The organism is Pseudomonas sp. B21-021 (assembly GCF_024749205.1).
GTDB classification, from domain to species: Bacteria; Pseudomonadota; Gammaproteobacteria; order Pseudomonadales; family Pseudomonadaceae; genus Aquipseudomonas; species Aquipseudomonas paraglycinae.
On sequence record NZ_CP087192.1, the window covers coordinates 2,514,281 to 2,532,652 of the forward strand.

Consider the following 18,372-nt stretch of genomic DNA (forward strand, 5'->3'; position numbering starts at 1 on the left):
TACACTCCCAGATTACCCCGCCCCACAGGCAACCCCGCCGCGTCGGAGGTCATCATGTTCCGCCATTCACTGTTCATCGCAGCGTGCCTGTGCGCCACACAGGCCAGCGCTGAATCCGTCGTCCCGCTCAAGGGCCAGACTTCCCAGCAAACCCAGATCGACATCAACGACTGCCATTCCATCGCGTCCACTTCAACCACGTCGACACCCCAGGCCGGCGGTCGGTTGAAGGGCGCTGCCGTGGGTGCCGCTGCTGGCGCCACCGCCGCGGAAGTGCGCGGTCGTCAGCACGACGAGTTCTACGAAGCTGTGGACGATGATCGCAAGCAGGATTACCGCCAGAACCGAGCCAAAGAGACGGCTGCCGCCGGTGCGGTAGTCGGCGGTGCGCGGCAGCGGCAGGATCGGCGCGAGCAGCGGCGGACCGATGCTTCAGCCAGTTCAAGCGCCTACACCGGTTGCCTGCAAGGGCGGGGTTATCAGGTCACGCCCTGACGGTTTTCCCGGTGCGCGACGAGCAGGTGCATCATCACGCCGCTGTAGAGCGTCACCAGAATGAACAACCCCATGCGCACCGCGAAGGCGGTGTAGACGTCCTTGCCCGCCGCGCTGTCCTCAACGGACTGGCCGAGCAGGATGATCATGGTGATCAGAGTGTTGAGCCAGAACCCCGGCGTCAGTTGCGTCGGGTGCAGTCGATAGAGTTTGCGCGCCAAAAGCAGCCCGAACAGCAGCATCCACAGAAAGAACATCCACAGGTGCACGAACAGGCTCAACGCGCACCAGAACAGCACTGCCAGCAACCCGCCCAATAAGGTCGAACCGAGCAATTCGCGTCCGGCGTGATGGGTGCGGGTGGTGGTGCTCTGCTGGCCGAGGCTGACGGCTTTGAGGATGATCGGCAGGTAACTGGCCGGGTCGATCAGCACCAGCAGAAAGGTCGGCAGCACAATCAATGTTGCGCGCATCGCTACGCGGGGCACGTCTTCGGCGGGCAGGGCGGGAGCGGGTGGTGGCGCGGGGCTGTTGGCCGGTTCCGGGAACAGGACGTGGCTCAGGCCGACGATGACGACGGCCAGCAACAGGCCTTTGACCAGCGCGCCGATCACCGCCATCGCCAGCTCGAATGAGGCGAAACCGGCGGCGGAAATCATGGTCATGCCGATCACCAGAAACGTCATGATCAGCACGTTGCCGCCGCGCAGTCCGTAGGTGAACACCAGAAACAGCCCGACACCGATCAGCAGTACGCCGCACACCGGGTAATAACGCAGCAACGGCACCAGCAACAGGCCGAGACTGGTGGTGAACGCGGCGACCAATGTCAGCACCAGCGCCATTTTGACTGGCAACGGTCGAGGCATGCTGGCCAGCAGCAACACTGCGAGCACCGGCGACAAAAACGACAGCGGCAAGGCGAGGCCGTAACTGGCGGCGGTGCACAACGCCGTGCCGCAGGCCAGGCGCAAGGCCCGTTGCGCCGGGACACTGCGCTCAATAGGCATACGACAGCCAACTCATCAGCCAGATAAACACCCGGCCCAACGGATTGAGCAGATTGCCCTCACTGGGAAACGCCATGACTTCCGCCTGCCCACCGGCGCGAATCGAACGGCTCTCGAACAGACGTTTCTTCGCCTCTTCGCTGAACTCGATGATCACCGGAAAACGCTGGGCCGGACGCAGCCAGTCGCGGCTGTTCTGGATCGTCGGCAGGGTGCCGGGCGGCGGCGTCTGGCCGACGCTGACGCCATAACCGACGCTGCGCACCCGGCCGTCGAGCACTTCGCCGGGCAGGGCGTCGAGGATGATCGACACCGGCGTGCCGGGCTTGATCCGGCCGAGGTTGTTCTCGGTGAGGTCGGCGCTGACCCACACGTCCTGGATCGTGATCAGCGTCATCACCGGACTGCCGACAGCGGCGAACTGGCCGACATCGGTGCGCAGGTCGGTGATCAGCCCCGCTGAACGCGCGCCGATGCGGGTGTTGGCCAGATCCAGTTCGGCCTTGGCCAGCGTGGCGGCGGCGCTGAGCAGTTTGGCGTTGGTGTCAGTGTTGCCGCCTTCCTGCTCCTGCGCGCGCAGCACTTCGGCCTTGGCGGCGGCGACCTTGCTGACCGCCGCTTCGTGGTTGGCCCGGGAGACTTCCAGAAGCCGTACGGACACCGTGCCCGGATCTTCTTTATATAAACCTTCCAGCCGTCGATTGTCCTGGCGCGCCTTGAGTTCATTGGCTTGCGCGGCCCGCAACGACGCCTGGGCCGAAGCGATGCCGGCGGTGCTGGCGCCGACCGTGCGCCGGGTGTTTTCCAGATCGGCGCGGGCCCGGTCGACGGCGATCTGCAGCGGCTGCGGATCAAGCTCGAAGAGGATGTCGCCGGCCTGCACGTCCTGATTGTTGCGCACGTTGACCTTGATCACCCGGCCCGCGACCTCTGCCGCCACCGGGATCACGAACGCGCCGACCCGCGCCTGCTGGGTATACGGCGTAAAGCGGTCGGCCAGCAGATACCAGACCAGGCTCAGCACAATCACCAGCAGCACCCAGCGGATGCCTTTTTTCGCCGGATCCGGCGGCGCTTCATCACTCATGGCGGTCTACCTGCGAGGGAATCGGATAAGTCGGTTGGGGCGGCGGGGCGCTCAGCAGATCGCCCCAATCGGTGCGCTGCTGCATCTGTTGCCGGGTCGCTGAATCAATCTGCGGCCCGGCGCTTTGCCAGCCGCCGCCCACGGCGCGGTAAAGCGCGATCAGGTTGCTCACGGCGTTGCTGCGGCTGACCAGATAGTTGTCCTGTAGCTCCAGCAACGCACGCTGGGCGTCGAGCACCCGCTGAAAGTCCGAATAGCCTTCGCGATATTGGGTGTTGGCCAGCACCAGCGAACGCCGCGCCGCACCTTCGGCCTCGCCGAGAATGCGCTCGCGTTCCAGCGCTTTGGTCAGGCCGCTGGCGGCGTCGTCGGCTTCGCGGGCAGCCTGGCGGACCTTGTCGCGATATGCCTCGATCAGTTGCTGCAACCGCGCGTCCTGCACGCGGATGTTGTTGTGGATGCGGCCGTAATCGAACAGGTTCCAGCGCAGGCTCGGGCCGCCGATCAGGTCGAGGCTGCGCGGGGTGGCGCCTAGGGTGTCGCTGGACCAGACGATGCTGCCGAGCAAGGTCAGCGAGGGATACAGGTCGGTTTCCGCCACGCCGACCAGCGCCGATTGCGCGGCCACATTCAGTTCCGCCGCGCGCACATCGGGACGGCGCAGCAGCAGGTTGGCCGGGACGTCCTGCAACACGGCGCGATCCACCAGCGGAATCAGCCCCGGTTGCTCCGCCAGAAACGCCGCGCCCCCGGGCGGCTGGCCGACCAGCACCGCCAGCGCATTGCGGGTGCGCAGCAATTGGTCTTCGAACGCCGGAATGCTGCTCAAAGTGCCGAGGTATTGGGTCCTGGCCTGTTGCAGGTCGAGTTCGGCGGTCTGGCCGCTGCGAAAGAGTTTTTCGGTGATCTCGAAATTGCGCTTTTGCTGGGCGGCGTTTTCCCGGGCGACCCGCAGCCGGGCTTCGGTGGTGCGCAGGGCAAAGTAGGTGTCGGCCACTTGAGCGCGTAATAGAACGAGGGCGTCTTCATAGTTGGCCTGGGCGGCGAAGTAGCTGGCGTCGGCGGATTCGATGGCGCGGCTGAAGCGACCCCAGAAATCCAGTTCCCAGCCAACATCGAACGCGGCGCTGTGCTGCCAAAAGTGCAAGTCCTGCGGATTGCTGCCGCCGGACTGGTGGCGGTCGATGTACAGGCTGTCGGCGCTGGCCTGTTGCAGTTGCGGATAGCGACCGCTGTCGGCGATGCCCAGTTGCGCGCGGGCTTCGAGGACTCGCAGGCCGGCGATCTTCAGGCTGCTGTTGCGGGCTTCGGCGTCGCTGATCAAGCGGTCGAGGATCGGATCGGCAAACACCTGCCACCACTGGCGCAGGTCCGGCAGCGTGCCTCGTTCGCTGGCCTGCTCCAGCGCCGGGCTTTGCCATTGCTTGCTCCAGTCCTCGGCCGGCGGCTGGAAATCCGGGCCCAGCCGCATGCAGCCGCCAAGGCTCAGCACACCGAGCAGCAGCAGGTGGCCGGGACGGATCAGCAGGGCTGGCGTTGCAGGCATACCGGGAGGCCCCAGCGGGAAATGTCACTGGAGCATAGACCGCAGATTGCGGGTTGATCGAAGCAATCAGCTGCTACGCTTTTTCAGGCGAACTCCCCTGAACCGCCCCCGACGAAAAGGTAGGAAGCCATGGACACTGCTCAAGAACCGCTTGCCCCCACCAGCGCCAGCTGGCGTTTCAAGGTCGGCGTGGCAATCATCTGCCTGATGCTCGGTTCGTGGCTGATGGTGCCGATTGCCGCCGCCCTCGATGTGCCGGGCTCGAAAGTCGCGGCGCTGACCGGGGTGCTGTTCATCAGCAATAAAGTGCTGTTGCTGCTGGTGATCGCGGTGATGGGCAAGGCCGGGTTCGCCGAACTCAAGCGCACGATCGGCCACTATATTTCCGGCGTGATTCCGACCCCGGTGGCCGAAGTCAGCCCGATGCGCCACAAGATCGGCGTGGTGATGTTCTGCCTGCCTCTGCTGTCGTCCTTCCTGGAACCGTATTTCGACAACTTCTTCCCGGGCGTGCGACCCAACCTCTGGCAGATGCAGGCGCTGGGCGACTTGATGTTCGTCGGCAGCTTTTTCGTGCTGGGCGGCAATTTCTGGGACAAGGTACATGCGCTGTTCGTGCGCAAGGCGCGGGTGGTGGTGGAATAAAAAACAGGGGGCCAGGCCCCCTGTTTTTTTGAGGTGGGCGGCTATTTCAGGTGGGCGGCGAAGCCTTCGCTGCCCGGCGCAATATCGTCCTTCAAGGTCAACGCCGGAATCTCGTAATCCCCGGCATTCTGCCGCCGAAATCCGATCGGCCGCGTACTCCACAACTCATCCAGCCGCGCGCCCAGTTCTTCGCACGTCTGGGCAAACCGCGCTTCATCCATCTTCCCGGTGCGATACACCACGAACGGCGGCAGCACCTCGAAGCCGGGGTAATACAGAATCCCGTGATGAATCGGGAACAGCAGGTCATCGATCGGGCCGTTGATTCCGCGCGGGCTGTAATGCGATTCCCAGCCGCCGGCGGTCACCATCAGCATCGCCCGTTTGCCTTTCAAGGTGCCTTCGCCATAACGGTCGCCCCAACGAGAATCCGAATGCTCGCCGACACCGTAGGCAAATCCGTAGGCGTACACGCGCTCGACCCAGCCCTTGAGAATCGCCGGCATGGAAAACCACCACAGCGGAAACTGCAGGATCAGAGTGTCGGCCCACAGCAGTTTGGCCTGCTCGGCGGTGATGTCGGCAGCTTGCCGGCCTTCTTCGAAGGCGAGTTTCGAATCGAGGGACGCGTCGAACGGGCAAGTGCTGTCGCGGTCGGGACTGTCGTCGGCGTCGAGGCTGGCTTTCCAGTTCATCGCGTAGAGATCGGAAACCTGCACGGTGTGGCCGGTGGCTTCCAGGCGCCGGACGGTGAAGTCCTTGAGCGCGCCGTTGAGCGATTGCGGTTCGGGGTGGGCGTAGACCAGTAGCACATTCATGGTGAGGCTCCGTTGCTGAGTGACAGCAGGATCGGCGCCCGGCAGGTATATTGGAAATGAATGTCTGATATGTCTGGTATAGCCATGAATAATTTGAGACGGCTGGATATCAACCTGCTGCTGACCCTCGATGTGCTGCTGTCCGAGCACAACGTCACCCGCGCCGCGCAACGGCTGCATCTGTCGCAGCCGTCGGTGAGCGTGCATCTGGCCCGCTTGCGGGAGATTTTTGGTGATCCGCTGTTGCTGCCGGGTCCCCGAGGCATGCGCCCGACGGCGCGGGCCGATGAATTGCGCGAACCGTTGCGCGAGGCGCTGGAAGCGCTGGAGCGGGCGGTGGCACCGGCCAGTCCGTTCGACCCGGCGCAGGCGACCCACACCTGGAAAGTTGCGGCCTCGGACTATGGCGAATCGACCATTCTGCTGCCGGCCCTCGGTGGGCTGCGCAGTCAGGCGCCGGGCACGCGGCTGGCGGTGCTGGACTTGTCGCCTCGGCAATTGGTCAAGCAGGCGGAGCAGGGCGTGATCGACCTGGCGCTGCACACCAGCGAGGACGCACCGCTGGAACTGCACCGACGTGCGCTGTTCACCGAACGCTACGTGCTGGCCGGTCGAGCCGGGCACCCGAAACTGCAACGCAAGCCGACCCGCGCACAGTTCTGCGAGCTGGAGCATGTGCTGGTGTCGCCGGAAGGCGGAGGTTTTTTCGGGGTGACGGACAAGGTGCTGGCGGAGGTGGGGCTTACGCGAAACGTAGTGCTGTCGGTGCCGCACTTTCTGTTGCTGATGTCGGTGCTGGCCAGCACCGATCTGGTGGCGATGCTGCCGTCAAGGCTGGCGCGCGGCAATCCCGCGCTGCAAGTGGTCGAGCCGCCGCTGCAAGTGCCGGGCTACGAAATGGCCATGCTCTGGGCCGAGCGTTCGCACCGCGACCCGGCGCACAAATGGTTTCGCGAGCATCTGGCGGCGTCGGTCTGATCAGGCGTGCCCGAGCGCGATGGCAAACGACACAACGACCATGCAGGCGAAAGCGAAATTGAGGTTCATGGGGTGTTCATCCTGGTCCTTTTGAAAGTGGGGCCATTCTGCCGGGGGCGGGTCAAAAGAAAAAATTCGGCTTCGTGATTCCAATGATCGAAGCCATTGATACCGGCGTTGTGTTTGCAGGTTTGCTTGGCTAAGCTCGCGCAAACCTGCAATTAAAAGCACAAACAGGCAAAACCATGCACGATCATTCCGCTTCCGAGCTTCCCTCTCTGCGCCGGCAGAAGATCCTTCTGATCCTCGAACGTGACGGCAAGGTCATGGCGTCCGAGTTGAGCCAGCATTTTGCGGTGTCCGAAGACACCATCCGCCGCGATCTGGCTGAACTGGACAACGCCGGACTGGTGCAGCGCGTGCACGGCGGCGCGCTGCCGAGGCCCAAGGACACCGGCAAGGATTACTTCACCCGGCTGGACGAGATCGACGAGGTGAAGATTCGTCTGGCGCAATTGGCAGCGCAGCAGGTGCGTAACGGGCAGACGGTGATGTTCGACTCGGGTTCCACCTCGTTGCAGGTGGCGCGGTCGTTGCCCAGGGATATCAACCTTACGGCAGTCACGGCATCGCCGATGACGGCGATCGCGTTGTCCGAATATCCGGGCATCAAGGTGATTCTGGCGGGTGGGCAGTTGAATCCGAAAACCATGTCGGCTGGCGGTCATGAGGCGCTGCGGCTGTTGTCGGGGATCAAGGCTGATCTGGCGATCACCGGGGTCTGTGCGATTCATCCGGAGGTGGGCATCACCTCGCTGCACTTCGATGAGGTGCCGGTCAAACAGGCGCTGCTGGACTGTGCGGCGCGGGTGATTGCCGTGACCACGGCGGACAAGCTCGGCGCGGTGGAGCCGTTTGTGGTGGCGCCGTGCGAGCGCTTGCACACGCTGATCACCGAGCGGCATGTGGCGTCGGGGAGTGTCGAGGATTATCGGCGGTTGGGGATTGAGGTGGAGCAGTTGCCTGACTGAGGTTTTGCGGCAAAAAGAGGCCCCATCACTGGCGATGGGGCCCGCTCGATCAGCGCAGTTTTTCCAGCATCTGGTAGTACCACATGCCCGCCGCCAGCATCGGATTCCCCAGCAGATCGCCCATCGGCACGCGAATGTGCGAGCAGGCGGCAAACGTGTCGAACTGCTGCATCTGCCCGGTGATCGCCCGGCTCATGATCTCGCCCATGATGTGAGTCGTGGCGATGCCGTGGCCGGAGTAGCCCTGGCAATACCAGACGTTGTCCGAGAGCTTGCCCAGTTGCGGGATGCGGTTGATGACGATGCCCATCGCGCAGCTCCACTGGTAATCGATCTTCACCCCTTTGAGCGCCGGGAAGGTCTGTTCGATGCACGGCCGCAGTTCGCCAGCGATGTCCCGTGAATCCTTGCCGCTGTAGTTGGCGCCGCCGCCGAACAGCAGGCGGCCGTCGGCAGTGAGGCGGTAGTAATCGAGGACGAAGCGGCAGTCGTAAACGGCGAGGTCTTCGGGGTTGATCTGCTTGGCCAGATCCCCCAGCGGTTCGGTGGTGACGATGCCGCCCATGGCCGGGAAAATCTTGCCCTTGAGCTGAGCCGGCTCGAGCTTGTGGTAGACGTCGCCGGCCAGCAGCACCTGATTGGCGTCGATCCGGCCGTGGGCGGTGCGCACGCCGGGGCTGTCGCCGTGAATGATCTCCAGCACTTCGCTGTTTTCGAAGATCAGCGCGCCGAGGCTTTCCGCCGCCCGCGCTTCGCCGATGCACAGGTTGAGTGGGTGCAGGTGCATGTTGCGGGTGTTCTTGATTGCGCCGTGATAGAGCTCGCTTTGCAGCAGATCGCGCACCTGGCTGCGGTCGAGCAGGCGGACTTCATCACCCATGCCGCGGCGCACGGCTTCGTCGTAATCGCTGCGCAAACCGGCCATGTGGCTCGGCTTATAAGCGGCGTGCAAATGGCCGTGCTTGAGGTCGCAATCGATGGCGTATTTCTCGACCCGCTGCTTGATGATTTCGTGGCCGCGCCAGCGAAGGTGCCAGATGAAATCGTCGACCTCATCGCCCAAGGTGTTGCGCATCTGTTTGCGCATCGCACCGTCGCCGGACAGGCTGCCGGTGACCTGACCGCCATTGCGCCCGGTGGCGCCCCAGCCGATCTTGTGGCTCTCGACGATGGCGACTTTCAGGCCTTTTTCGGCCAGCTCGACGGCTGTGGCGACGCCGGTGAAACCTCCGCCGATGATCACCACATCGACCTTGTGCCGGCCTTGCAGGGTCGGGTAATCGGTGTCGCGGTTGAGGGTTGCGGTGTAGTAGGAATTGCTGCGTTCAGTCATTTCAGTGTCCAGATTCGGGAGTCGGTGCACGAACCCTGTGGGAGCGGGCTTGCTCGCGAAAGCGATGTGTCAGTCACCTGAAGTGTTGAATGTGACGACGCCTTCGCGGGCAAGCCCGCTCCCACAAGGGGGCGGAGTGATTTATCAGGCTTCTGTGAGGTACCAGCGCCAGTCCTGCTCGCCCACTTCGGCCATGAACTGCCGGTATTCCGCGCGTTTCACCGCCAGATACACCCCAAGAAATTCCTGTCCCAGCGCATCCCGCGCCCACACCGAATTTTCCAACGCGGTCAGCGAGGTCAGCCAGTCGGTCGGCAGCAATTCTTTCGCTTGGGCATAGCCGTTGCCTTCCACCGGCTCGCCCGGATCGATGTCGTCTTTTATCCCGCGATGAATGCCCGCCAGGATCGCCGCCGCTGCCAGGTACGGGTTGGCATCGGCGCCGCAGATGCGGTGTTCGATGTGCCGGGTGTTGGCCGGGCCGCCGGGCACGCGCAGGCTGACGGTACGGTTGTCGACGCCCCAGGTCGGCGCCAGTGGCGCGTAGCTGTTGGCCTGGAAACGCCGGTAGGAGTTGGCGTTCGGGCAGAACAGCAGCAGCGAATCGAGCAACGAGGCGAGCATCCCGCCAATCGCCGTGCGCAGCAGCGGGGTGCCGGCCGGGTCCTCGGAGGCAAACAGATTGCGTCCCTCGGCATCGGCGAGGCTGACGTGCATGTGCATGCCGGTGCCGGCCAGGTGATCGAACGGCTTGGCCATGAACGTCGCCTGCATGCCGTGCTTGTGCGCCACCGCTTTGACCAGCCGCTTGTAGCGCACAGCCTGGTCCATCGCCTCCAGCGCATCGCCGTGTTCGAGGGTGATTTCCACCTGGCCCGGTGCGTATTCCGAGATCGCCGTGCGTGCCGGAATGCCGTGCAGTTTGCAGGCGTTGTAGAGGTCGGCGAGGAACGGTTCGATCTGCTCCAGCTCACGCAAACCGTAGACCTGCGTGTGTCTCGGTCGACCGCCGTCGGCATCCAGTGCCGGTTGCGGGCGACCGTTGTGATCGCGTTTGGCGTCGAGCAGATAGAACTCCAGCTCGCAGGCCATCACCGGGTGGTAACCCTCGGCTTTCAAGCGGTCGATGATCTTGATCAACAGGTGGCGCGGGTCGGCGATGCTCGCCGGCATGCCTTGTTCCGGATGCATGCTGACCTGCACCGCCGCGGTCGGAATCTGCCGCCACGGCAGGCGCACCAGACTGCCTTCCAGCGGGTAGGCGCGGCAGTCGATGTCGCCGACGTCCCAGACCAGACCGGAGTTTTCCACGTCCTCGCCGTGCACGGTCAGGCCGAGAATGGTGCTCGGCAGCGGGCGGCCGCTTTCGTACACGGCGAGCAGTTCTTCGCGGTGCAACAGCTTGCCGCGCGGCACGCCGTTGGCGTCGAGGATGAACAGCTCGATCATGTCGATGTCGGGGTTCTGCTCGAGGAAATGACGGGCGTCTTCAATGGCTGCGAATTTCATAATCAATCACTCACGATGGCGCCGCACAGGCGCGCAGATTCGGGCCGGACGCGGCTCGGCAAAAGGCGCGGGCGTCCTGGCAGGGATATCGGAAAAAGAGGGGGAGCTGTCGCGATTTTTAGCGGCGCGATCAGACGGGCAGGCAGATATCCGGCGGGCGTGCGGAGTGACGCAGCTTGGAACGGCTCAGGGCCATGGGGAGATTGACGATGCGATTCATGCGCGGCCCCTGTGAAGGAGGGCGCACAGTGCAGAGACGTTCAACGATTCTGATTGTTGTAGTGACGTGCTCATGACGCGTGTTTCCGTTGGCGGAAAACGTCGGCGGCGGGAGAGTCCCGCCATGCCGGTGTGGCTGGATAGTAAGGGGGAATCCCCGGATAAGTAAACGCCTGATTCCGCGAGCGGTGGCGTGCCCCCCGGTTCAGCGCAGCAGGTAAAACCCCAGCCCGACGAGGGCGCAAACGATCAACACCTCGATCACGCCGCGCTTGAAAAAGAACAGGGCGAGGGCGGCCATGAGGGCCAGCACGATCGAGAAAACATCGGGCTGACCGGCAAAACCGTCGGGCCAGAACACGTGGTAAGCAAAGAAACACGCCAGATTGAGGATCACCCCGACCACCGCTGCCGTGATCGCCGTCAGCGGTGCGGTGAATTTCAGTTCGTTGTGAGTCGACTCCACCAACGGTCCACCGGCGAGGATGAACAGAAACGAAGGCAGGAAGGTGAACCAGGTCACCAGCGTCGCGGCCAGCGCGCCGGCGGCGAACGCGTGTTCCGGGCCGAACGTCGGTTGCACATAGGCCCCGACGAACCCGACAAACGCCACCACCATGATCAGCGGCCCCGGCGTGGTTTCGCCCAGGGCCAGGCCGTCGATCATCTGCGTCGGCGTCAGCCAGCCGTAATGCCCGACCGCGCCTTGATACACGTAAGGCAGCACAGCGTAAGCGCCGCCGAAGGTGAGCAGCGCCGCTTTGGTGAAGAACCAGCCCATCTGCGTAAAAGTGCCGCCCCAGCCGAACAGCGCCGTCAGCAGCGCCATCGGCAGACTCCACAGTAACGCACCGATCAGCAGCAGACGCAGCAGCCTCGGGAGGCTGAACCGCGCATGCTCGGGCGGCGGGGTGTCGTCATCGATCAGGGCCGGGCCGAAGGACTTTTCACTGCCGCGATGACCGCCATTGCTGAAGCGCTGCGGCGCCCAGCGTCCGCCGAAATAGCCGATCAATGCTGCGCCGAGCACGATCAGCGGGAACGGCACGTTGAAGGCAAAGATCGCCACGAACGCCGCCCCGGCGATCGCCCACAGCCAGCTGTTCTTCAAGGCTCGCGAGCCGATGCGATGGGCCGCGTGCAGCACAATTGCGGTCACCGCCGGTTTGATCCCGTAAAACACCCCGGCCACCGCTGGCACGTCGCCAAACGCGATGTACACCCAGGAAAGAGCGATCAGGATCAGCAGCGAAGGCAACACAAACAGCGCCCCGGCCAGCACGCCGCCACGGGTGCGGTGCAGCAGCCAGCCGATGTAGGTCGCCAGCTGCTGGGCCTCGGGGCCGGGCAGCAACATGCAGTAGTTGAGCGCATGCAGGAAGCGCCGCTCGGAAATCCAGCGCCGGCGCTCCACCAGTTCCTGATGCATGATCGCGATCTGCCCGGCGGGGCCGCCGAAACCGATGCAGCCGAGTTTGAGCCAGAAGGGCCAGGCCTGGCGCAGGGTGATGGGTTGAGGACGGGGCAAGTCTTTTGGCGTTTGGCTCAAGTGTGGCTCCACGTTCGATCGGCGGGAGCTGCTATCTAATCAGGCTTTTGTCGCATTCGACAGTACCCGGTCAGGCATGCGCCAGACTCCAGCGAACCGCCGCATTCTGATCACTCTCCCGCGCCTCGACCCAATGCGAACCCTCAGGCGTAGTCTCACGCTTCCAGAACGGCGCCCGCGTCTTCAGCACATCCATGATGAACGCGCAGGCCTCGAACGCCGCATGCCGATGCTTGCTGCTCACGCCGACGAAAACGATCGGCTCGGTCACCGACAACGCACCGACCCGATGCACAATCTCCACCGCCAATAGCGGCCACCGCTCGCGAGCCTGCTCGGCAATCTGCTCCAGAGCCTTCTCGGTCATGCCCGGATAGTGCTCCAGAAACAGCTCGGTCACCGACTGCCCGACGTTCAGATCCCGCACATAACCAATGAAATTCACTACTGCGCCCACCCGTGGGTTGCGCGCATGCAAATCCGCAATCAACTGCCCGGCATCGAAGCCTTTACGCTGGACTCGAACACCCATGTTTCAACCCCCCGTGACCGGCGGGAAAAACGCGATCTCGTCGAAATCCTCGATTGCCTGATCCGGCTGGCACAGCTCCTGATTCACCGCGCACATCAGGTTGCCGGCGCCAAGCACTTCACGCCACACATCGCCACGTTGCATCAGCATCTGCCGCACGTCCTCGACACTGTTGAGCGAGTCGGTCACAGGGATCTTTTCACCCCCCAGATTGAGCCGGTCACGGTAGCTGGCGAAGTAGTTGATCAGAATCATTGCGGGTTCTCCCATTGAAAGTGGCCGGAGCGGCCGCCCTCTTTGCTCAGCAGACGGATGTCGCTGATGACCATCGCCCGGTCCACCGCTTTGCACATGTCGTAGATCGTCAAAGCGGCGACGCTGGCGGCGGTCAGGGCTTCGAGTTCGACGCCGGTCTGGCCGGTGAGGCGGCAGGTGCTGGTGATCTGCACGCGGTCCGGTTCGCAGGCCTTGAGCTCGACGTGGATCGAACTGAGCAGCAGCGCATGACACAGCGGAATCAACTCGTGGGTGCGTTTTGCCGCTTGAATCCCGGCGATCCGCGCCACGGCGAACACGTCGCCCTTGGGGTGGCCGTTGGACTGGATCATTTGCAGGGTTTCCGGACGCATCTGCACCCAGGCCTGGGCGGTGGCTTCGCGGCGGGTCGCGGCTTTTTCGCTGACGTCGACCATGTTGGCGCGGCCCTGATCGTCGAGGTGGGTGAGGGTGTTGCTCATGCGGTGGGCTCCTGGATCGGGCTGTAGATTCGCGGGGCGTTGCGGTGCGGGACGTGGATCAGGTTCAAGCGGTGCTTGAGCGCCCAGCGCACGGTCAATGCGGTGGGGGCGGACAGGCTGACGAGGGTGCCGAGGCGGGCGCGCACGGCTTTGTGGATGAGTTCGAGGCTGCAACGGCTGGTGACCACGACGAAGCCCTGACGCGCATCGAGGCCTTCGAATTGCAAAGCGCCGATCAGTTTGTCGAGGGCGTTGTGGCGGCCGATGTCTTCGCGGCACAGCAGCGCTTCGCCGTCGGCGTCGAAGTACAACGCCGCGTGCAGGGCGCCGCTGCTGCGGGCCAGTTGCTGTGCCTGTTCGATGCGTTGGCGGATGCCGTCGAAATGCGCGGCCGGTGGCAGCGGTGTCGGGGTCAGGATCTCCAGTTGCGGCAGCGCCTGCTCAAGGGCTTCCACGCCGCAGAGGCCGCATCCACTGGTGCCCGCCATCTGCCGGCGATGATCCTTCAGCGCCCAGAACGCGCGGCTGGAAATCTGCACGTCGGCCTGACAGGCCTGGTCGAAATGGGTCAGGCGGATGTCGTGGATATCGTCGAGGCGGTCGACGATCGCGTTGCTGAGGCTGAAGCCGCGAATGAAGTCCTCGATGTTGCCTGGCGAGACCATCATCACGGCCTGATTCAGGCCGTTGTAGCTGATGGCCAAAGCGATTTCGGCCGCCAGCGCCGCGTGGGACACCGGCGCGTCGTCGAGGTATTCGCGGTAGGCCACTTGCGCCGGTTGTGGCGCGGGGGCGTTGGCGTCGCCCGGCTCGATGAGTTGTTCAACTTGGCACAGCATCTTGAAAAGTCCCCGAAGCGCTGAAGTGAGTTCAGGCTACGGGGCAGGGAAAATTGCGTCCAATCGCTTGTTCCGATGCAGTGATTGGATTGGTCGATGACCGTACGCGGAAACAGTGAGCATTCACTTTTGAAGTGGATGTTGGCTATTCGGGCCCCATCGCGAGCAGGCTCGCTCCCACAAGAGATTGCATTCCAATGTGGGAGCGAGCCTGCTCGCGATGGCGGTCTCAGATTCAACAATGTCTATTCGGCAGGCGCCTCGATCCCGAACATCTTGCGCGCCTCGGCAAAACACTTCTCGGCAATCGCCGAGCGCGGTTCCGTCTTGCGCATCACCAGCCCCAGCGGCGCGAGCACACTGGCATCCGGCAGGTTGATGAAGGCCAGGTGCTCGATCGGCTCTTCCAGCCCGCTGTCCAGCGGCATGATCGAGCAGCAGAAACCCTGGTGAATCGCCTGCAGCAGTTGATAGGTCGAATCGCTTTCCATGATCGGCTGAGGATTCAACCCGCGACTGCGGAAACTCAAATCGATGGATTTGCGGTAGTGCATGCCGGTGGTGATCATCCCCAGCGGCAGTTCGGCGGCGTCTTCCCAGCTCATTTCCGGGCCTTCGAAATGGAAGTGACGGGTGTCGTAGAGCAGGCCGACGCGGGTCTCGCCGATCTCGAAAAACTCGAAATAGTTCGGGTTGACGTGGTCCAGATAACACACGCCCAGGTCCAGCTGATTGTTGCCCAGACCTTCGATGATCTCGTCCGAACTCAGCGACGACAGGCTGTATTTCAGCTCCGGATAAGTCCCGGACAAGCCCTGAATGTAATTGACCGGGTTGAAGTTGCTCAGCGGCACCAGCCCCAGGCGCAGGCTACCGACCAGTTGCCCGCGGCAGGCTGCCGCTTCGGCAAACAACCCGTCGTGGGCCGCCAGCAGGGTGCGGGCCCAGGCCAGTACACGCTCCCCGGCCTGGGTGAACCCTTCGAAGCGCTGGCCGCGATTGACCAGCACCAGATCCAGCTCGTCTTCCAGATTGCGCAGGCGCATCGACAGGGTCGGCTGGGTGATGTGGCAGCGCGCGGCGGCCTGGCCGAAGTGGCGGGTTTCGTCCAGCGCGATCAGGAACTTGAGTTGTTTGATGTCCACGACGGCACCTGCTCGATAAGGAATTTTGATTGAGTATTGACGCAGATGCGTACGGCGCACGGAAAGCGCAGGGAGCGACGATCTCACCGAGGGCTTTTTTCGTCCAATCGGCAGTGTTTAAGAGCCTATCGAGGGTTTCGATGACGCCCGGTTTCATTGGGCCGGACTGCGGTCGAGGCGCTGAAAAAATTCACCGATAGAGCAGGTCGATAGAGTGGTTGGCCAGAGTGATTAGACAGTCCTCACAAGCGGCACTTAGGCTCGTCATCCATTGAATTGACGACGGCCGGAGAGTGCCATGAGTGTTAAATCGGATGCCTTGTTCGTTCCCCTGAATATTGCCGTGCTGACGGTCAGCGATACCCGCGATTACGCCAGTGACACCTCCGGCCAATTGCTGGTCAGCCGCTTGCTGGAAGCCGGCCACACCTTGAGTGAACGCAACCTGCTCAAGGACGATCTGTACAAGATCCGCGCCCAGGTCGCGCAGTGGATCGCCGACGACGGCATTCAAGTGGTGCTGATCACCGGGGGCACCGGTTTCACTGGCCGCGACAGCACTCCGGAAGCCGTGGCTTGCCTGCTGGACAAGCAGATCGACGGCTTTGGCGAACTGTTCCGCGCCATCTCGATTCTCGACATCGGCACCTCGACCGTACAAAGCCGTGCGCTGGCCGGCCTGTCCAACGGCACGCTGGTGTGCTGCCTGCCGGGTTCCACCGGCGCTTGCCGCACCGCGTGGGAAGGCATCCTCGCCGAACAACTGGATAACCGTCATCGCCCGTGCAACTTCGTTCCGCACCTCAAGCCGGTGCAAGCCTGCGGGCCGCGCGGATGAGCAAGCCCGGGTTGATGCCGGTCGAGGACGCCCTCGACCAACTGCTGGCGATGGCCGATGAACAACGTCTGCCGGACAGTGAATCGGTGCCGCTCAATGAAGCGCGCGGACGCGTGCTGGCCAGCGATCTGGTCGCCGCCCTCGATCTGCCGCCGTGGCCGAACAGCGCCATGGACGGCTACGCCTTCAACTTTGCCGACCTGCATCGCCAGCCGTTGAGCGTGTCACAGCGGGTCTATGCCGGGATGGCGCCGGACGCCTTGCTGTCCGGCACCTGCGCACGGATTTTCACCGGCGCGCCGTTGCCCATGGGCGCCAATTGCGTGGAGATGCAGGAAAATGTCGAAGTGCTGGAGGACGGTCGCGTACGTTTCCTGCAACCGCTGAAGGTCGGCCAGAACATCCGCGCCCAGGGCCAGGAAAACCGCGTCGGCGACACCTTGCTGCGCGCCGGCAAACGCCTCGGCCCGTTCGAACTGGCCGTCGCCGCCGGGCAGGGCATGACCCATTTGCCGGTGGTGCGTCGTCCGCGCGTGGCGTTGCTGTCGACCGGTGATGAGCTGGTGGAACCTGGCCAGCCGCTGCGTCCCGGCAGCATCTACAACAGCAATCGCACCTTGCTCGACCACTGGTTGCGCGAACTGGGTTGCGAAGTGATCGACGCCGGGATTCTGCCCGATCGCCCGGCGCAGACCCGACTCAAACTCGAGCAACTGCAGGTGGCGGCCGATTTGATTCTGACCACCGGTGGCGTGTCTGCCGGTGACGCCGATTGTCTCGGCCAGGTGCTGCGCGACAACGGCAAACCGCTGCTGTGGAAACTCGCGATCAAACCCGGCAAACCGCTGACGGTCGGGCATTTCGGCACAGTGCCGGTGATCGGCCTGCCGGGCAACCCGACCTCGGCGCTGGTGACCTTCGGCCTGCTGGCGCGCCCGTATCTGCTGCGTATTCAAGGCGTGGAAGAGGTGATGCCGCTGAGCTTCACGGTCAACGCCGGGTTCGACTGGCCGAAACCCGGCAGCCGTCGTGAATACCTGCGGGTGCGTATGGAGGGCGGGCAGGCGGCGCTGTATCCGAACCAGAGTTCCGGGGTTCTGCTCGGCGCGACCTGGGCCGACGGGCTGGTGGAAATCCCCGAGAACAGCACCTTGCAGAGGGGTGATCCGCTGCGTTTCATCCCGTTCAGCGAGCTGTTCTGAGCGCGATCAAAAGGTGTAGACCACTTGCCCGGCGAGTGAGGCCTGCAACCGGCGCTCGACAATCGGGCTGTCGGCCGCTTCGTGGCTCAGGTACTGCACCGCCAGAACGGTCGACACGCTCCATTGCTCATCCAGCGGCAGCGACCAGGTCAGGTCCGCACCGCGACTGACCAACCCGGCCCGGGCCTTGTACGCGCGAAACTGACTGCGCGAGGCCTGGGCATCGCTGACGCCGTACCAGGTGCGCATGTAATTACTGTCGCCGAACTGGCTGTTGAGGCCGCCGGTGACTTTGCCGAAACGTCCTTCGTAGAACGGCGCGCTGATGCTCAGCTTGAGGCGGTTCCACGACGAGCCGGTGTCGTGGTCATCGTCGTCCTTTTCCAGCGCATGCTCGAAGCTTGCGCCGAGAATGATCGGGCCCATGTGATAGGTCCCGTCGAGCCCGATCACCGGGCGCGACTTGATCGAACCCATGCCGTTGAGCTCGTCCGAGCCTTTGAATCCGGTCTTGCGATCCTTGCGCACGTCGCTGGCGCCGACGTAGACGCTGAGGCCGAAGTCCTCTTCGTCGAAGCCCCAGCCGAGGCCTCGGCTGCTGTCGAGAAACACGCCATAGGGGCTGACGATTTCCACGCCCACCAACGGCGCCACTACCCGCTCATCACTGCCGCTGTAACGCGGCGCACTGGCGGCACCGGCGCGCAGGGTGGCGTGCCAGTCTTCGGCGCGCAGCGAATCGCCCGGCAGCAGCAGGCAGAGGGAGGTCAGGGACAGCGAAAATGTGCGTAACGAAACCGGCATGGGGCACCCGAGGGGAGGTTGGATGCGCCCATGCTAGTGAGGTGGCGGCCGGCAA

19 protein-coding genes are annotated in these 18,372 nt (G+C 63.6%); 6 read left to right on the forward strand and 13 right to left on the reverse strand.

Features of this window, described 5'->3' with window-relative positions:
* Nucleotides 1-54 precede the first annotated feature (54 nt).
* On the forward strand, nt 55-495 hold the full coding sequence (locus LOY31_RS11270; RefSeq protein WP_007957067.1) for a YMGG-like glycine zipper-containing protein: 441 nt from the start codon (nt 55-57) through the stop codon (nt 493-495).
* Here the strand turns inward: LOY31_RS11270 and LOY31_RS11275 are convergent.
* The 3 genes from LOY31_RS11275 to LOY31_RS11285 are packed head-to-tail and all read right to left on the reverse strand — an operon-like array spanning nt 480 to nt 4,138.
* Nucleotides 480-1,505 (reverse strand): DUF2955 domain-containing protein, encoded by a 1,026-nt coding sequence (locus LOY31_RS11275; RefSeq protein WP_258713261.1) that lies wholly within the window; start codon nt 1,503-1,505, stop codon nt 480-482. The genes LOY31_RS11270 and LOY31_RS11275 overlap by 16 nt on opposite strands.
* Complete coding sequence (locus tag LOY31_RS11280) at nt 1,495-2,592, reverse strand: HlyD family secretion protein (RefSeq protein WP_258713262.1); 1,098 nt, start codon at nt 2,590-2,592, stop codon at nt 1,495-1,497. Before LOY31_RS11280 ends, LOY31_RS11275 begins: the two co-directional genes overlap by 11 nt.
* Nucleotides 2,585-4,138 (reverse strand): TolC family protein, encoded by a 1,554-nt coding sequence (locus LOY31_RS11285; RefSeq protein ID WP_258713263.1) that lies wholly within the window; start codon nt 4,136-4,138, stop codon nt 2,585-2,587. Before LOY31_RS11285 ends, LOY31_RS11280 begins: the two co-directional genes overlap by 8 nt.
* Nucleotides 4,139-4,267: 129 nt before the next feature.
* Between LOY31_RS11285 and LOY31_RS11290 the strand changes: the two genes are divergently transcribed.
* Entirely contained in the window at nt 4,268-4,783 is a 516-nt protein-coding gene (locus LOY31_RS11290) for a transporter suffix domain-containing protein (protein ID WP_007957055.1), read from the forward strand.
* Nucleotides 4,784-4,824: 41 nt separating this feature from the next.
* Here the strand turns inward: LOY31_RS11290 and LOY31_RS11295 are convergent, their stop codons facing one another.
* Entirely contained in the window at nt 4,825-5,601 is a 777-nt protein-coding gene (locus LOY31_RS11295; protein WP_258713264.1) for an NAD(P)H-dependent oxidoreductase, read from the reverse strand.
* An 84-nt stretch (nt 5,602-5,685) separates the two neighbouring features.
* On the opposite strand from LOY31_RS11295, the gene LOY31_RS11300 reads away from it, so the two are divergent.
* Entirely contained in the window at nt 5,686-6,579 is an 894-nt protein-coding gene (locus LOY31_RS11300) for a LysR family transcriptional regulator (protein WP_221533050.1), read from the forward strand.
* 245 nt (nt 6,580-6,824) lie between these two features.
* Nucleotides 6,825-7,610 carry a DeoR/GlpR family DNA-binding transcription regulator gene (locus tag LOY31_RS11305; protein WP_221533051.1) on the forward strand — a complete coding sequence of 262 codons (786 nt, stop codon included), beginning with the start codon at nt 6,825-6,827 and terminating at the stop codon, nt 7,608-7,610.
* A 49-nt stretch (nt 7,611-7,659) separates the two neighbouring features.
* Here LOY31_RS11305 and LOY31_RS11310 read toward each other — a convergent pair whose 3' ends face one another.
* From LOY31_RS11310 to LOY31_RS11345, 8 genes are all read right to left on the reverse strand, one after another.
* On the reverse strand, nt 7,660-8,943 hold the full coding sequence (locus LOY31_RS11310; protein WP_258713265.1) for an FAD-binding oxidoreductase: 1,284 nt from the start codon (nt 8,941-8,943) through the stop codon (nt 7,660-7,662).
* Nucleotides 8,944-9,087: 144 nt separating this feature from the next.
* Entirely contained in the window at nt 9,088-10,452 is a 1,365-nt protein-coding gene (locus LOY31_RS11315) for a glutamine synthetase family protein (protein WP_258713266.1), read from the reverse strand.
* 424 nt (nt 10,453-10,876) lie between these two features.
* Nucleotides 10,877-12,220: a chromate efflux transporter gene (gene chrA, locus LOY31_RS11320; protein WP_258713267.1), complete on the reverse strand. Its 1,344-nt coding sequence runs from the start codon at nt 12,218-12,220 to the stop codon at nt 10,877-10,879.
* A gap of 70 nt (nt 12,221-12,290) precedes the next feature.
* Complete coding sequence (gene moaE / locus LOY31_RS11325; protein WP_258713268.1) at nt 12,291-12,752, reverse strand: molybdopterin synthase catalytic subunit MoaE; 462 nt, start codon at nt 12,750-12,752, stop codon at nt 12,291-12,293.
* Nucleotides 12,753-12,755: 3 nt separating this feature from the next.
* Entirely contained in the window at nt 12,756-13,007 is a 252-nt protein-coding gene (moaD, locus tag LOY31_RS11330) for a molybdopterin converting factor subunit 1 (protein ID WP_221533056.1), read from the reverse strand.
* Complete coding sequence (gene moaC, locus LOY31_RS11335) at nt 13,004-13,489, reverse strand: cyclic pyranopterin monophosphate synthase MoaC (RefSeq protein WP_258713269.1); 486 nt, start codon at nt 13,487-13,489, stop codon at nt 13,004-13,006. Before moaC ends, moaD begins: the two co-directional genes overlap by 4 nt.
* Nucleotides 13,486-14,328 carry a formate dehydrogenase accessory sulfurtransferase FdhD gene (gene fdhD, locus LOY31_RS11340; protein ID WP_102687386.1) on the reverse strand — a complete coding sequence of 281 codons (843 nt, stop codon included), beginning with the start codon at nt 14,326-14,328 and terminating at the stop codon, nt 13,486-13,488. Before fdhD ends, moaC begins: the two co-directional genes overlap by 4 nt.
* 245 nt (nt 14,329-14,573) lie before the next feature.
* Complete coding sequence (locus LOY31_RS11345; protein WP_192564383.1) at nt 14,574-15,473, reverse strand: LysR family transcriptional regulator; 900 nt, start codon at nt 15,471-15,473, stop codon at nt 14,574-14,576.
* A 298-nt stretch (nt 15,474-15,771) separates the two neighbouring features.
* On the opposite strand from LOY31_RS11345, the gene moaB reads away from it, so the two are divergent.
* The gene (gene moaB / locus LOY31_RS11350; protein ID WP_039770868.1) at nt 15,772-16,311 is read left to right on the forward strand and encodes a molybdenum cofactor biosynthesis protein B; all 540 of its coding nucleotides are present in this window, start codon (nt 15,772-15,774) and stop codon (nt 16,309-16,311) included.
* Nucleotides 16,308-17,513 (forward strand): gephyrin-like molybdotransferase Glp, encoded by a 1,206-nt coding sequence (gene glp, locus LOY31_RS11355; protein ID WP_258713593.1) that lies wholly within the window; start codon nt 16,308-16,310, stop codon nt 17,511-17,513. Before moaB ends, glp begins: the two co-directional genes overlap by 4 nt.
* 6 nt (nt 17,514-17,519) lie before the next feature.
* Here the strand turns inward: glp and LOY31_RS11360 are convergent, their stop codons facing one another.
* Nucleotides 17,520-18,317, reverse strand: coding sequence for a MipA/OmpV family protein (locus tag LOY31_RS11360; RefSeq protein WP_258713270.1), 798 nt, complete (start codon nt 18,315-18,317; stop codon nt 17,520-17,522).
* Between the last annotated feature and the right edge of the window lie 55 nt (nt 18,318-18,372).